This is a genomic window from Streptomyces sp. NPDC047085 (assembly GCF_040643735.1).
GTDB lineage: Bacteria > Actinomycetota > Actinomycetes > Streptomycetales > Streptomycetaceae > Streptomyces.
This window is the reverse complement of sequence record NZ_JBEYUW010000005.1, coordinates 56,709-71,022: the sequence shown is the minus strand read 5'-3', so window position 1 is coordinate 71,022 and position 14,314 is coordinate 56,709. Positions and strand designations below refer to the sequence as shown.

At 72.0% G+C, this 14,314-nt stretch carries 13 protein-coding genes; 8 read left to right on the top strand and 5 right to left on the bottom strand.

The window, feature by feature from the left end; all coding sequences use genetic code 11:
* Positions 1-106: 106 nt before the first annotated feature.
* The gene (locus ABZ865_RS18995; protein ID WP_361231374.1) at positions 107-1,522 is read left to right on the top strand and encodes a trehalose-6-phosphate synthase; all 1,416 of its coding nucleotides are present in this window, start codon (positions 107-109) and stop codon (positions 1,520-1,522) included.
* 25 nt (positions 1,523-1,547) lie between these two features.
* On the opposite strand, the gene otsB is transcribed toward ABZ865_RS18995, so the two are convergent.
* Positions 1,548-2,381 carry a trehalose-phosphatase gene (otsB, locus tag ABZ865_RS18990; protein WP_361231372.1) on the bottom strand — a complete coding sequence of 278 codons (834 nt, stop codon included), beginning with the start codon at positions 2,379-2,381 and terminating at the stop codon, positions 1,548-1,550.
* A 72-nt stretch (positions 2,382-2,453) separates the two neighbouring features.
* Between otsB and ABZ865_RS18985 the strand changes: the two genes are divergently transcribed.
* Positions 2,454-2,678, top strand: coding sequence for a DUF3263 domain-containing protein (locus ABZ865_RS18985; RefSeq protein ID WP_361231370.1), 225 nt, complete (start codon positions 2,454-2,456; stop codon positions 2,676-2,678).
* A 10-nt stretch (positions 2,679-2,688) separates the two neighbouring features.
* Here ABZ865_RS18985 and ABZ865_RS18980 read toward each other — a convergent pair whose 3' ends face one another.
* Positions 2,689-3,933, bottom strand: a complete 1,245-nt coding sequence (locus ABZ865_RS18980; protein WP_361231368.1) for an extracellular solute-binding protein — start codon at positions 3,931-3,933, stop codon at positions 2,689-2,691.
* A gap of 138 nt (positions 3,934-4,071) precedes the next feature.
* On the opposite strand from ABZ865_RS18980, the gene ABZ865_RS18975 reads away from it, so the two are divergent.
* The 3 genes from ABZ865_RS18975 to ABZ865_RS18965 all read left to right on the top strand — a co-directional run bounded on the left by ABZ865_RS18975 (position 4,072) and on the right by ABZ865_RS18965 (position 7,231).
* Positions 4,072-5,028 carry an ROK family protein gene (locus ABZ865_RS18975; protein WP_361231366.1) on the top strand — a complete coding sequence of 319 codons (957 nt, stop codon included), beginning with the start codon at positions 4,072-4,074 and terminating at the stop codon, positions 5,026-5,028.
* Entirely contained in the window at positions 5,028-6,170 is a 1,143-nt protein-coding gene (gene nagA, locus ABZ865_RS18970) for an N-acetylglucosamine-6-phosphate deacetylase (protein ID WP_361231364.1), read from the top strand. The genes ABZ865_RS18975 and nagA overlap by 1 nt, the downstream gene beginning before the upstream one ends.
* A 131-nt stretch (positions 6,171-6,301) precedes the next feature.
* Positions 6,302-7,231, top strand: coding sequence for a 1-phosphofructokinase family hexose kinase (locus ABZ865_RS18965; RefSeq protein ID WP_361231362.1), 930 nt, complete (start codon positions 6,302-6,304; stop codon positions 7,229-7,231).
* Here the strand turns inward: ABZ865_RS18965 and ABZ865_RS18960 are convergent.
* The 3 genes from ABZ865_RS18960 to ABZ865_RS18950 all read right to left on the bottom strand — a co-directional run bounded on the left by ABZ865_RS18960 (position 7,228) and on the right by ABZ865_RS18950 (position 10,435).
* Positions 7,228-8,172, bottom strand: coding sequence for a carbohydrate-binding protein (locus ABZ865_RS18960; RefSeq protein ID WP_361231360.1), 945 nt, complete (start codon positions 8,170-8,172; stop codon positions 7,228-7,230). The genes ABZ865_RS18965 and ABZ865_RS18960 overlap by 4 nt on opposite strands.
* 117 nt (positions 8,173-8,289) lie before the next feature.
* Positions 8,290-9,948 carry a diguanylate cyclase CdgB gene (cdgB, locus tag ABZ865_RS18955; protein ID WP_361231358.1) on the bottom strand — a complete coding sequence of 553 codons (1,659 nt, stop codon included), beginning with the start codon at positions 9,946-9,948 and terminating at the stop codon, positions 8,290-8,292.
* 118 nt (positions 9,949-10,066) lie between these two features.
* The gene (locus ABZ865_RS18950) at positions 10,067-10,435 is read right to left on the bottom strand and encodes a hypothetical protein (RefSeq protein ID WP_361231356.1); all 369 of its coding nucleotides are present in this window, start codon (positions 10,433-10,435) and stop codon (positions 10,067-10,069) included.
* A 632-nt stretch (positions 10,436-11,067) separates the two neighbouring features.
* Here ABZ865_RS18950 and ABZ865_RS18945 point away from each other — a divergent pair.
* From ABZ865_RS18945 to ABZ865_RS18935, 3 genes are all read left to right on the top strand, one after another.
* Complete coding sequence (locus tag ABZ865_RS18945; RefSeq protein ID WP_361231354.1) at positions 11,068-13,092, top strand: transposase; 2,025 nt, start codon at positions 11,068-11,070, stop codon at positions 13,090-13,092.
* A 60-nt stretch (positions 13,093-13,152) separates the two neighbouring features.
* A complete protein-coding gene (locus ABZ865_RS18940; protein WP_361231352.1) occupies positions 13,153-13,725 on the top strand; it encodes a flavin reductase family protein in 573 nt (190 codons plus the stop codon).
* A gap of 113 nt (positions 13,726-13,838) precedes the next feature.
* Positions 13,839-14,303 (top strand): GNAT family N-acetyltransferase, encoded by a 465-nt coding sequence (locus tag ABZ865_RS18935; protein WP_361231350.1) that lies wholly within the window; start codon positions 13,839-13,841, stop codon positions 14,301-14,303.
* Positions 14,304-14,314 lie beyond the last annotated feature (11 nt).

Genomic DNA, 14,314 nt, shown 5'->3' with positions numbered 1-14,314 from the left:
CCGAGGGCGCCCGGGGCGTGTGAACGGCGGACAACGGCTGTATACAGCCCCCTTTCGGGGCGGACCGTACGTTTGAGCGTTTCCGGGCCGGGCTAGGTTCTGGACCATGGCTTCCTCCCGTGGTGCTGAGGTGCTGGTCGCGTCGAATCGCGGCCCGGTTTCGTACGAGGTGCGCGAGGACGGCTCGCTGCACGCCCGGCGGGGCGGCGGCGGGCTGGTCTCGGGTCTGTCGGCGATCGGGCCGGAGACCGACGCGGTGTGGGTGTGCGCCGCGCTGGGCGACGGCGACCGCGAGGCCGTACGGCGCGCGGGGGGCGGACTGCTGCCGGCCGAGGACAGCGGCGGGCAGCGGGTACGGATGCTCGGCATCGACCCGGCCGTGTTCGCCGACGCCTACAACGGCATCGCCAACTCGGTGCTCTGGTTCGTCCACCACATGCTGTACCAGACCCCGCTGGAGCCGCTCTTCGACGCGGAGTTCCGCCGGCAGTGGGAGTCGTACCGCTCCTACAACCGCGCCTTCGCCGAGGCGCTGGCCGAGGAGGCGGGCGAGGGCGCGGCGGTCCTGATCCAGGACTACCACCTGGCCCTCGCCCCCCGGATGCTCCGCCAGCTCCGCCCCGACCTGCGCATCGGCCACTTCTCGCACACCCCGTGGGCGCCGCCGGACTACTTCCGTCTCCTGCCCGACGACATCGCGGCCGAGCTGCTCACCGGCATCCTCGGCGCGGACCGGGCGGCGTTCCTGACCCATCGGTGGGCGGACGCGTTCACCGACTGCTGCCACGCCGTGCTGGGCCCCGGCATCCCGTCCGGGACCCGGATCGGGGTGCACGGGCTCGGGGCGGACGCGGACTTCCTGCGCGAACGGGCGCACCGGACGGACGTGTCCGAACGGATGGCGGTGCTGCGGGAGGAGATCGGCGAGGGCCGCCGGACGATCGTCCGGGTGGACCGGACGGAGCTGTCGAAGAACATCGTGCGGGGGCTGCTGGCGTACCGGCAGCTGCTGACCGATCATCCCGAGTGGCGGGAGCGGGTCGTCCATCTGGCCTTCGCGTATCCGTCCCGGCAGGACCTGGCGGTGTACCGGGACTACACCGCCGAGGTGCAGCGGGTCGCGCAGGAGATCAACGGGGAGTTCGGCACGCCGGGCTGGACGCCGGTCGTGCTCCATGTGAAGGACGACTTCGCCAGGTCGCTGGCCGCGTACCGGATGGCGGACGTGGCCCTGGTCAATCCGATCCGGGACGGCATGAACCTGGTCGCCAAGGAGGTGCCGGTCGTGTCGGACGAGGGGTGCGCGCTGGTGCTGTCGCGGGAGGCGGGGGCGTACGAGGAGTTGGGCGACGATGCGGTGGTGGTGAACCCGTACGACATCGGGGGAACGGCGCGGGCGTTGCACGAGGCGCTGTCCCTGCCGGTGGGTGAGCGGGCGGAGCGGACGAAGCGGCTGGCGGCGGCCGCGACGGCGTTGCCTCCGGCGCGGTGGTTTCTGGACCAGCTGGCTGCACTGGAGTAGCGCACGAGCGGACCCGACGCGGGCGTCAGAGCATCTGCGCCGCGAGGGCGTGCAGCAGGGAGACGACGCCTTCGGGGCCGTTCACGACGAGGTCGGCTCGGTCGGCCAGTTCTGTCACTTCGGTGCTGCCGCTGCACACCAGGATGCCGGGGACGCCGTCGGAGCGGAGTTTGTCGACTGCGGCGTAGGCGGGGAGGTCGCCGAGGTCGTCGCCGGCGTAGAGGACGGACTGGGCGCCGGTGGCGCGGATGTGGTCGAGGAGGGCGACGCCCTTGTCCATGCCGGGCGGGCGGAGTTCGAGGACCAGCCGGCCGGGCTCGACGATCAGGCCGTGCCGGCCGGCGAGGTCGGTGAGGGAGTCGCGCAGGGCCTCGAAGGCGGCCTGGGGGTCGTCCGCGCGGCGGGTGTGGACGGCGACGGCCCGGCCCTTCTCCTCGATCCAGGTGCCGTGCCGGGCGCCGGCGCGGTCCAGGAGTCCGGGCAGCTCGGCGCGGACGGCGGCGACGCCGGGGTGCGGGGGCGGGGCGGTGACCGTGCCGGTCGCGGCGTCCCAGCGTTCGGCGCCGTAGTGGCCGAGGACGGTCAGATGGTCCAGGCCGGGGACGCCGGCGAAGCCGCCGTAGCGGACCGCGACGTCGGCGGGGCGGCCGGTGACCACGGCGACGGAGGCCACCTTCGGGGCGAGGGCGGCGAGCGCGGGTACGGCGTCGGGGTGGGCGCGGGCCTGCTCGGGGTCGTCGACGATCGGGGCCAGCGTGCCGTCAAAGTCGAGGCCGATCACGGCGGTGCGCGGCGTGGCGAGCAGTGCCCGCAGTCCGTCCCGGCCGGCCGGGGTCACCGGGGTCGGCAGAAGGTCCATACACCGACACTATCCAGGGCGGGGCGTCCTCAAGCCTGATGGGTGTCGGTGCCCGGCGTTACGGTGACACGCATGGAACTGGGCACCCGCGAGAAGGCCATCCTCGCCCTGGAGCGCCGGGGCTTCGCAGGCCCCGGCGCGAAGGAGAGGGCGATACGCGAGGAACTGGGCCTCCCCCCGGTTCGCTACTACCAGCTCCTCAACGCCCTCCTGGACGACGAGCGGGCGCTCGCCCACGACCCTGTCACGGTCAACCGCCTGCGCCGGATCCGGGAGGCCCGCCGAGAGGAGCGGTGAGCGACGCCGCTCAGTTCGCGGCGCTGCTGTCGGCCGCGGTGGCGGTCGCCTGCAGGCGGGTCAGGACGCCGTCGGGGCTGCCGCCGGGGGCGACCGCCTGGCCTATGTCCTTCTTCACGGCCGCGCTGACCGCCGCCCAGGAGACCTTGCCGACGGGGTACAGCTCGGAGATCGGCAGCTGGTCGAGGAAGGGGTGCAGGGCCTTGTCGGGGGCCTGGTCCGAGGCGCTCATGGCGGCGGACGCGGAGGTGGTGACCGGCAGCAGGCCGTACTCGCGGGAGAAGTCGAGGACGTTCTTCCGCTGGTACGCGAAGTCCAGGAAGTCGCCGATCTGCTCGGCGTGCCCGTTCTGCTTGAAGCCCATCATCCAGTCGGTGACGCCCATCGCGGCCCTGGCCTTGCCGGTGCGGCCCGGCATCGGCACCATGCCGAACTTCACGCCCTTCTTGGCGGCCTGCTGGATGAGCGTGGGGTGCCCGTTGAGCATGCCGACCTGGCCGTCGGCGAAGGCGGCGAAGGCGTCCGCGCGGTTGAGCCGGCCGGGGGCGACGGGGCCGGTCAGGCCCTTGTCGACCAGCTCGTCCTTGAGCCAGGTGAAGGTCTGGGCGTTCTGGGCGGAGTCGAGGGTGTAGGTGCCGACGTCGTCGGTGTAGGCGCTGCCGCCGCTGAGCAGCCACTGCATGGTCTCGGCCTGCGCCTCCTCGGGGCCGAGGGGCAGCGCGAACGGGTACTTCACGCCCTTGTCCTTGAGCGCGGCGGCGTCGGAGGCCAGCTCGGCCCAGGTGGTGGGCGGGGTGATGCCGGCGTCGGCGAACAGGGTCTTGTTGTAGAAGAGCACCCGGGTGGAGGCGGCGAAGGGGATGCCGTACTGCAGGTGGTTCCACTGGCCCGCTTCGGCGAGCGGGGAGAGGAAGTCGGCCTGGGTGCGGATGGAGAGCAGGTCGGAGGCCTGGTACAGGTCGCCCGCTGCCGCGTAGTCGGCGTAGGCGCCGATCTGGGCCAGGTCGGGGGCGTGCCCGGCGTCGACCATCTCCTTGACCTTGCGGTCGACGTCGTTCCAGGAGTAGACGCTGACCTGGACCTTCACCCCGGGGTGCCCCGACTCGTAGGCGGCGGCCAGGGCGTCCCAGTACTTCTGCGAGCTGTTGGCCGCCGAGTCGCCGTAGTCGGCGGCGACCAGCTTGAGGGTCACGTCGGAGTCGCCCGTGCTTCCACAGCCGCCGAGGACCGCCGTCATGCCCAGTGCGGACACCACCGCGATCGTTCCTGCCCTACCCCGACGCACCGTCAAAGCCCCAACCCGTTGTCTGACCGTTCAATATGTGGACCCATAAGGTCTACACCACGTGAGTGGACTAGACCTCTCGTGGGTCGGAGGGCCACACTAGGCCCCGTGAGACATGTCATCGCCCTGGACGTGGGCGGTACCGGGATGAAGGCCGCCCTCGTCGGTGACGACGGCGCTCTGCTGCACCGAGCCCGCCGGGCTACCGGCCGCGAGCGCGGGCCCGACGCCGTGGTCGAGAACATCCTCGACTTCGCCGCCGAGCTGCGCGCCCACGGCACCCGGCACTACGGCGAACCGGCCGCCGCGGCCGGCCTCGCGGTCCCCGGCATCGTCGACGAGCAGCGCGGCATCGCCGTCTACGCCGCCAACCTCGGCTGGACGGACGTACCCCTGCGCGCCCTGCTCGCCGAGCGGCTCGGCGTGCCCGTCGCCCTCGGCCACGACGTGCGCACCGGCGGCCTCGCCGAGGGCCGGATCGGCGCGGGCCGGGGCGCCGACCGCTTCCTGTTCGTGCCGCTGGGCACCGGCATCGCCGGCGCCATCGGCATCGACGGGCGGGTGGAGTCCGGCGCGCACGGCTTCGCGGGCGAGATCGGACACGTCGTCGTACGCCCCGGAGGCACCCCCTGCCCGTGCGGGCAGCACGGCTGCCTGGAGCGGTACGCCTCCGCGTCCGCCGTCAGCGAGGCATGGGCGGCTGCCTGCGACGACCCGGACGCGGACGCCGCCGACTGCGCGAAGGCCGTCGCGTCCGGTGACCCGAACGCCGTCCGGATCTGGCAGCAGGCGGTGGACGCGCTCGCCGACGGCCTGGTCACCGCGCTCACCCTGCTGGACCCGCGCACGCTGATCATCGGTGGCGGCCTGGCCGAGGCGGGGGAAGTGTTGTTCCAGCCCCTGCGGGACGCCGTCCGGCAGCGGGTCACCTTCCAGAAGCTCCCGGCCATCGTCCCCGCCGCACTCGGGGACACGGCCGGCTGCCTGGGCGCGGGCCTCCTCGCCCGCGACCTGCTCGGCTCCACCGACCTCGATCCCACCGACCCTTCGGAGGTAACCGCCTGATGGCTCCCAGCTTGGTTCTCGCAGGTGCTCGGGTGGTGCTGCCCGGCGGTGTGGTGGACGACGGGCGCGTGTCCGTGGAGGGTACGAAGATCGTGGCCGCGGCCGCCGAGAGCGCCGAGGTGATCGACGTGACCGGCCACTGGCTGCTGCCCGGCTTCGTCGACATCCACAACCACGGCGGCGGCGGAGCGTCCTTCTCCGGCACCCCGGACGAGATCATGAAGGCCATCCGCACGCACCGCGCGCACGGCACCACCACCCTCGTCGCCTCCACCGTCACCGACGAGATGGACCTGCTGGTCCAGCAGGCGGGGCTGCTGAGCGAGCTGGCCGAGCAGGGGGAGATCGCCGGCATCCACTTCGAGGGGCCGTTCATCTCGCCGTGCCGCAAGGGCGCGCACTCCGAGGAGCTGCTGCGCGACCCGGAGCCGGCCGAGGTGCGCAAGCTGATCGACGCGGCGCGCGGCCGGGCGAAGATGGTCACCCTCGCCACCGAACTCCCGGGCGGCGTCGACTCCGTACGGCTGCTCGCGGAGCACGGCGTGATCGCCGCGGTCGGGCACACGGACGCGACCTACGAGCAGACGGTCGAGGCCATCGACGCGGGCGCCACGGTCGCCACCCACCTCTTCAACGCCATGCCCACCCTGGGCCACCGCTCCCCCGGCCCGGTCACCGCCCTGCTGGAGGACGAGCGGGTCACGGTCGAGCTGATCAACGACGGCACGCATCTGCACCCCGCCGCGCTGGAGCTGGCGTTCCGTCACGCGGGCGCCTCCCGGGTCGCGTTCATCACGGACGCGATGGACGCGGCCGGCATCGGCGACGGCCGCTACATGCTCGGCCCGCTGGAGGTCGAGGTCAGCGAGGGCGTGGCCCGGCTGGTGCACGGCGGCTCGATCGCGGGCTCCACGCTCACCATGGACCGCGCGTTCAAGCGGGCGGTGACGGTCGACAAGCTGCCGGTGGAGGACGCGGTGCGGGCCCTCTCCGCCAACCCGGCCCGCCTGCTCGGCATGTCCGACCGCGTCGGCTCGCTGGAGCCCGGCAAGGACGCCGACCTGGTGCTGGTGGACGCGAACTTCGACCTCAAGGGCGTGATGCGGCAAGGGGAATGGGTCGTAGCGCCCCAACTGCCCTGATCCGTACCTCCGTCACGAGACGGCGGCCGGTCCTCCCACTGGGCCGACCGCCGTCTCTTTGGCATGATCGAGCCCCCGGAAACGAAGACGCGATACCGAAGACGCGCCAACATCGAGGGAGGTCGGACCGGGTGATCCTCACGGTCACGCTGAACACCGCTCTCGACATCACCTATCGCGTACGGTCCCTGCGGCCGCACACCTCGCACCGCGTCTCGGACGTCATCGAACGGCCGGGCGGCAAGGGCGTGAACGTGGCCCGGGTGCTGGCCGCGCTCGGGCACGAGGTGACGGTCACCGGGTTCGCGGGCGGCGCCACCGGGCGTGCGGTGCGCGAGCGGCTCACGCAGACGCCCGGACTGACGGACGCGCTGGTGCCGGTGGCCGGGCCGACCCGGCGCACGATCGCGGTCGTGGACGAACTTTCCGGTGACACCACCCAGTTGAACGAACCGGGCCCCCAGATAGCGCCGGCCGAGTGGGGCGCCTTCCTGGACCGGTACGAGGAACTCCTGCCGTCCGCCTCGGCGGTGGCCCTGTCGGGCAGCCTGCCGCCGGGGGTGCCGGTGGGGGCGTACGCGGGTCTCGTCCGCGCGGCCCGCTCCGCGTGCGTGCCGGTGCTGCTGGACACCAGCGGGGAGCCGCTGCGTCGGGGGGTCGCGGCCCGCCCCGACATCATCAAGCCGAACGCCGACGAACTGGCCGAACTCACCGGCTCCCACGAGCCGTCCCGCGCCACCCAGGACGCCCGCCGCCGTGGCGCCCACGCGGTCGTGGCCTCCCTCGGCGCGGAGGGCCTGCTCGCGGTCACCCCGGACGGCCACTGGCGCGCCGCCCCGCCCACCCGCCTCCACGGCAACCCGACCGGCGCGGGCGACTCCGCGGTCGCCGGCCTGCTGTCCGGCCTGGTGGAACATCTGTCGTGGCCGGACCGGCTGGCCCGAGCGGTCGCCCTCTCGGCGGCAACCGTACGGGCCCCCGCAGCGGGCGAGTTCGACCCGGCGGCGTACGAGGAGCTGCGCGAGCGGGTCGCGGTGACGGACGTGGTCCGGGCGGCCTAGCTGTCCCGCTTGACCTGGCCCTTCTTCAGCCAGACCTGGTCCAGCAGGACGTTGCACTTGTCGCCGGGCTGGCAGGAGAGGGAGATGGTGTTGGGGCCCTTGTTCAGGGTGGGCCACACGTAGGAGGTGGTCCAGCCCTTGGTGAAGTCGCCGTTGGGGGCGTGCGCGTAGTTGTCCAGGCCCAGCTTGCTGCCGAACGGCTTGCCGTTGACGGTGACCGTCATCTCCTGGTCCTCGCCGGGCACGCTGTAGTTCACGAAAAGGGTGTACGCGCCGTCCTCCGGGACGTCCACGCTCCAAGTCGCCGACGCGCCGACCGTGTTCAGGCCGCCCACGTAGACACCACCCGCCGCCTTGGCGCCCTGGACGTCCGAGGCCTTGGCGGCGCCGCCGGCCAGCTGGAGGGCCTGGGCGTCCGTCTTCGGCAGTTCGCCGGCCGGGGCCGAGTTGCTGGTCGAGGGGCTCGGGGCGCTGGTCTGGGACTGGGTCGGGGTGGTGGAGGGCTGGTTGCCGGCGTTGTCGTCGTCCGAGTTGCCGTTGATCATCGCGATGCTGATGCCGATGACGACCGCGGCGACCACCGCGATCGCGCCGATCAGCAGGCCCTTGGTGTTCGGGCCGCCGCGGCCGCCGCCCGTGGTGGACGGCATGGGCCGGTGGCTGGTCGGGGCGCCGCCGGGGAGGGTCTCGGGGGCCTGGTAGTGGGCGTTCGGCTGGCCGTAGGCACCCTGCTGCTGCGGGACCGTGGGCCCCGGCTGGCCGTATCCGGCGCCCGGCTGGCCGTACTGGCGCTCGCCGACCGTGCGCACCCTGCTGACCGAGTTCGGGTAGCCGTAACCACCGGACGGCGGCTGGGCGCCTCTGGCCTGGCCGTCGGCATACAGATAGCCGAACGGGTCGTCGTCCTCGGGCGTGCTCGGGCCGTTTTCGCCGGGCGTCATCCCTTGGTCTCCTCAGCGGGTGCGGGTGGATGCGATACGCGTGTGGAATGGCGAGCCTACCCGGTCCCGCTGCCCCAAGAAGGTGACTCGGACCGCATCAACTCACTGACCTGCACATCATCCCGCGCGGCGATGCTGTTTGGGACGAGATCGTTTCTCTACGTACATCCGCTCGTCGGCGGACTTCAACACTTCGTCCGCCGTCATCCCGCAGTGCGCCCAGCCGATGCCGAAGCTGGCGCCCACCCGGACGGCCCGGCCCTCGGCGCGGATCGGCTGGATGATCTCGTTGCGCAGGCGTACGGCGAGGTCCTGGGCGTCGGCCTTGCCGAGGCCGTCGGCGAGGATCACGAACTCGTCGCCGCCGAGCCGGGCGACGGTGTCCCCGTCGCGCACGCCCCGGGACAGCCGCCGGGCGACCTCGATGAGGACCGCGTCGCCCGCGTTGTGGCCGAAGCGGTCGTTGATCGACTTGAAGCCGTCCAGGTCGCAGAAGAGGACCGCGAGCCCCTTGGTGCCGTCGTCGCGGCCGTCCTCGGGGGCGACGGTGTGGACGTGGTGGTCGAAGCCGTCGTACGCCTGCGGGCCCGGCGCGAAGTCGAAGCCGTGGCCACCGGGGACGTCGTAGGCGGGATGGCCGTAGGCCGCGTCCAGGGACTCCAGGGCGTCGCCGGGGTGGGACGGGCGCTGGCACAGCCGGGAGGAGAGGCGGGAGCGCAGCTCGGCGGAGTTCGGCAGCCCCGTGAGGGAGTCGTGGGAGGCGCGGTGGGCGAGCTGCAGCTCGCGGCGCTTGCGCTCCTCAATGTCCTCGACGTGGGTGAGCAGGAAGCGGGGCCCGTCGGCGGCGTCGGCGACGACGGAGTTGCGCAGGGACACCCAGACGTAGGTGCCGTCGCGGCGGCCGAGGCGCAGCTCCGCGCGGCCGCCCTCGGCGGAGGTGCGCAGGAGGGTGCCGATGTCCTCGGGGTGGACGAGGTCGGAGAAGGAGTAGCGGCGCATCGCGGAGGCGGGGCGGCCCAGCAGCCGGCACAGGGCGTCGTTGGTGCGCAGGATGCGGCCGTGCTGGTCGCCGCCCATCTCGGCGATGGCCATGCCGGAAGGGGCGTACTCGAAGGCCTGCCTGAAGCTTTCCTCACTGGCCCGCAGGGCCTGCTGCTCGCGCTCCAGGCGGACCAGGGCGCGCTGCATGTTCGCACGTAGACGCGCGTTGCTGATCGCGATGGCGGCCTGGAAGGCGTACATCTGCAGGGCCTCGCGGCCCCAGGCGCCCGGGCGGCGGCCGTTGCGCGGGCGGTCGACCGATATGACGCCCAGCAGCTCGCCGCGGGAGCCGCCCTGCACGCCGGGCGTGTACATCGGCGCGAAGAGCCGGTCGGAGGGGTGCCACTCGTCCTCGAAGCGCGGCGCGGGCCCGTCGGTGAACCACTGCGGGACGTCGTCGTCGTCCAGCACCCAGCCCTCGGTGTGCGGGATGAAGATCAGGTCGCCCCACTGCTCGCCCATGTTCAGCCGCCGGTCCCAGGACTCGCGGGAGCCGACCCGGCCGGTGATGAGGGCCTCGGCGGCGGAATTCCCGGAGAAGGCGGCGACGACGAGGTCCCCGTCCTGGCGTACGAGGTTCACGCACGCCATCTCGTACCCGAGGGCGCCGACCACGCCGTCGGCGACGGTCTGCAGGGTGTCCGCCAGGCTGCGTGCCGTGTTCATGTCGGCCATGACCTGGTGCAGCTGCCGGAGGGACGCTAGACGGACATACGGCTCGGACTCTGTTTCCACGCTCGCCCTCCCCCCGAGACCTCGCAGCGAATCAAGGGTTCTCTCAGCTTCCCCGCCACTGAATCACAGCGCGCTGCTCACTCGGTACACAGGGTCAACAATTCCTGGCCCTTGTGACTCAAGTCACAGGTGAACGTGAACAATTGAGTGGGGTTTCTGCGTTTTCCCGTTGCGTTGCCGACCGCATGGTTCGTGACCCTGCGCACATGATGCGCGAACCGTTCCCGTGCTTGGCGTACTTGGCCTCCGCGGTCCGGCGGTCCGTTCGTCCGATGGTGTGGTGCTGGCGGAGGACCTTGAAGCCCTTGAGGCCGACGATGGCGTGTTCGGCTCGCGCCCGCCGCTCGACGAACGGCTTGATCTTGTTTCGCCTGGTGATGACCTCCGGTGCGCTGCGGTATGCGGTGTCTCCGATCAGCAGGCGGTGCCCGGCAACCTGACCCGCCATGGTGGCACGGAAGACGAGGGGGTCGCCCACGGCGATCACGCGACAGTCCCTGGCGCGGATGGCCAACGGGGATGCACCGGTCGGCGGTAGTTCTTGGAGCAGGCCGTCACCGCCTGCTCCTGTACGGGGATCAGCGCCCCGTCAGCCAGCCATAGATCGGCCCGGCGTCCGTCGGGCGGTTCGACGAGCCGGGCGATCACGGGTGTGAGGCGGTCGATGACGCGATGGAGCGCTGCCCGGGCCTGGGCTCCGGCAGGAGCGCGGCGACGCCCGCGACCAGCACCAGGAACGTTATGGCGGACAGTCCGACCCAGCGCGAGCAGCGAGCGGGCTCAGCCGGCCAGGTTGATCTTCGGCGCGAACGGACAGAACAACCCAAGGTCAGTTACTTCCCGAATCCGGGATAGGTGATTTCCAGCTCCCCGGCTTGGGGGTGAGCCTCCCGCCAGGCTTCCAGCCGGTCTTCCGGCCACAGAGGAGTTCGCCCCGCGCAGAGGGCGCCGCGGAAGTCGTTGTTGGCGCTGCTGAGGTCACGTTGGGCATTCGTACGACAATGCATGGATCGAATGCGTGACCTTGTCGTTGGGGCGTCGTTGATCGGGTGATGGCAGCGCGAGCTGGAGCTCGGTGCCGCGTGCGCCGGCTGTTGCGTCGGGAAGGGGGTGTCGGTCATGCGGGCCGCCCAGCCGCGGAAGTTCCGGGGGAAGAACAAGGCCCCGAAGTGGACCAGGCCCGCCAACGGGATCGTGTCGGTGATGGTGCTGCCGCTGACCGTCACCGACCCCGCCGACCTGGACCGGCTGGAGAAGCTGTTCGGCGCGATATGGTCGATCAAGCGGGCCGTCCAGCGCGACGCCCGCGCCAGGGTCAACGCTTACTGGGCCGCCAGGCGCGAGCGCGACCGCGATGGGATGAAGGCCGTCCGGCAGCGCCTCGGGCTGTCCCGTGAGGCCCTGGAACGCTGCGCCTACCGGCACCTGGAAAACGCCGGGCATCTCAAGCACCACGCCACCAAAGCGTTGGCCATGCACATCGCCGACGAGGTGTGGAACGGCGTCTCCCGCCACCTGTTCGCCGACAATACTGGCAACCGCCACGGACGGCCCCGCGTTGGCCGGTGGCACGATTTCACCCGCATCCCCGGGCGGGCCCGCTCCCACACCGCCGAGAACAAGTGGGAGACCTTCCGCCTGGTCGGCACCCTCCACGGGCACGCCATGGCCTACACCGACGGCGGGCAGCACGACCTGATGCAGCCGCGCCGGATGCCGAAGCCGACCGTGCCGGACGGCAAGGTGCCCACCGGCAAGCTCACCGCCGCCGGGAAGCCGAGCGTGCGCAAGGCCACCTGGTGGGACCACACCGGCCCCTTCGCCGTCGTCTTCGCCGGAGGCCCGGACAGCAAGCTCGGTGACCTCGTGCTCCCCGTCCGCATCCCCCAGGGTGCAGGCCGACGGGAGCGAGTGGAGCACTTCCTTGCCGACCCCCGCCGCTGGCACAAGGTGGACCTCGTACGCCGCCGCAAGGCGTCCGCTCCTGGCGGATGGACGTACGAGGCGCACTTGATGGTCCTCGGACCCGGCTACGCCTCCCCGGCGGTCCGTCAGATGCGGAAGCGCGCCGCCGAACTGGACCGGATCGGCGGAGTGGACGGCAACGTCTCCAACCTGTCGGTGGTCTCCTTCCCCGCCTCCATGGACCCCGCCGAGGGTTCTCCGGCGTCCTCGGAGGTCGTACTGACCGGGGAGGAGCGGGCGCGGCTGGAGAAGAAGGCGCGCAAGCAGCGTGGCCGTGCGCGGGCGCTGGAGCGTTCCCGCCGGGCCACCAACGCCGCCCAGTACGGGCTGTCCAAGCGGCAGGCCGCACGCGCCGAGCGCCGCGCCGCCAAGGGCCTCAAGTCCAAGGCCGTGACGGTGCCGGGCGGTGCCCGCGACGCACGGTCCAATGGGGCGCCCAAGCAGGCGTTCCGGCGCGACCGGCTGTCCGGCAACTACCGGGAACTGCGCGCCCGCCAGGCCGAAGCCGCCGCCGGCGCTGCCGAGTACCGACGGCACCGCGCCCGCCAGATCGCACGGGAGATCATCGCCGCACACGGGCCCCACCTCACGGTGGAGGACTGCGACATCCGCACCTGGTACCGGCTGTGGGGCAAACGCCTCTCGCAGACCACACCCGGCATGCTCATATCTGCCCTGGAGATCGAATGCAAGGCCGCCGGTGGCCGCCTCCTACGCGCCTCCACCTGGTCAACCGGCCTGTCCCAGCACTGCCTGTGCGGGGAACGCGTCTCCAAGAAACTGCGGGACCGGGAACACAAGTGCATCGCCTGCGGGCTCGTCGGCAAGCGAGACCTCGTGTCCGCAACACTGGCCGCCTTCGTGAACCTCGCCGACCCAGACGACCCGAAAACCGCGACCCTGGACACTGCCAGGTCGCGGCACGCACAGATCATCTTCGATCAAGGGCTGGAAGAGGCCCTGCGGGAGTCAACCACACCGTGCCAGAACACCCCTCGGGGTGCTGGTCGCGTGGCAGTCCCACGTCAGCGTGGAACCTCTGCTCCCCGAACCGCCGGACGGCGGGACCGAGCGACCCCGGATGAGCCGCGCCCCGTGCGCGACCACGCCGGAAAGCCCGGCCCCCGCACCGCGTGCAGTCCACAGCCAGCCTCTGGCGAATTGCGACTCAAGTCTTAGGACCCGGTTCGGGCGGAGGCCCGATGCGGGGCGGGCGGGGCGGAGATTAGCGTTTCCGGCGTGCTGAAGACCGCCTCCCCCACCGCCACCCCAGCTTCCGGGCATGCTGAGGGGGTGAGCAACGACGAGTTCCGGGCCGCGATGTCCCGGCTGGCCGCGGGCGTCGTCCTCGTGACCGCCCAGGAGCCGCCGCTGGACCCGGACGACCCGCACGCGCCGGACATGGAGGACGTCGGCATGACCGCCACCGCCTTCATGTCGGTCTCGCTGGACCCGCCGCTCGTGCTCGTCAGCCTGCGCGAGGGCTCCCGCATGGACGACCTGCTCGACGAACAGCCGATGTGGGCGGTCTCGGTGCTCGCCGAGAGCCAGCGGCACATCGCGGGCCGCTTCGCCATGAAGGGCCGCATCAGCGACCGTCTGCTGTTCGAGGACATCCCCTACCTCCGTGGTGAGGTCACCGGCGCCCCGCTGGTGGGCGGCGCGCTCGCCACGCTGGAGTGCCGCACCGAACAGCGGGTGCCGGCCGGCGACCACACCCTGGTCATCGGCCGCGTGCTGACCGCGCGGGTGCCGAGCGCGGACGGCGGCCCCCTGCTGTACTTCCGCGGCCGGTACCGGCAGATGGGGTGAGCGGGAGCTACCGGCAGTTGGGATGACCGGACGCTCCCGGAAGTGGGGATGAGCGGGCGGGCCGGCCGGGAATTCCGTGGCCGGGGCGGGGCAGCCCGGCTTACCGTGCGCGGATGACACCTCGCCTGGAAACGATCACCACCGCGAACCTCGACGCCGCGCTCGCCGTCCGCGTCCGCCCTGACCAGGAGCACGCGGTCGAACCGGTCGCGCACTCCCTCGCCGAGGCGTACGTCCGCCCGGCCGGTGTCGCCTGGCCGCGCCTGATCGTGGACGGCGACCGCCCGGTCGGCTTCCTGATGGCCTTCCTCGACATCGACTGGCGGGACGACGGCGGCAGCCTCGTCCGCTCCGGCCTGTGGCGGCTGAACATCGCCGCCGATGAACAGGGCAACGGGTACGGCCGGTTCGCCGTGGACGCCGTCGCCGAGGAGCTGCGCCGCCGGGGCACCAAGGAGATGTACGTGACCTGGCACCCCGGCCCGGACGGCCCCGAGGAGTTCTATCTCCGGCTGGGCTTCCGCACGAACGGGGAGACGAGCGGCGGGCAGACGGTGGGCGTGCTCGACCTTTCCTGATGCCCGCGCGG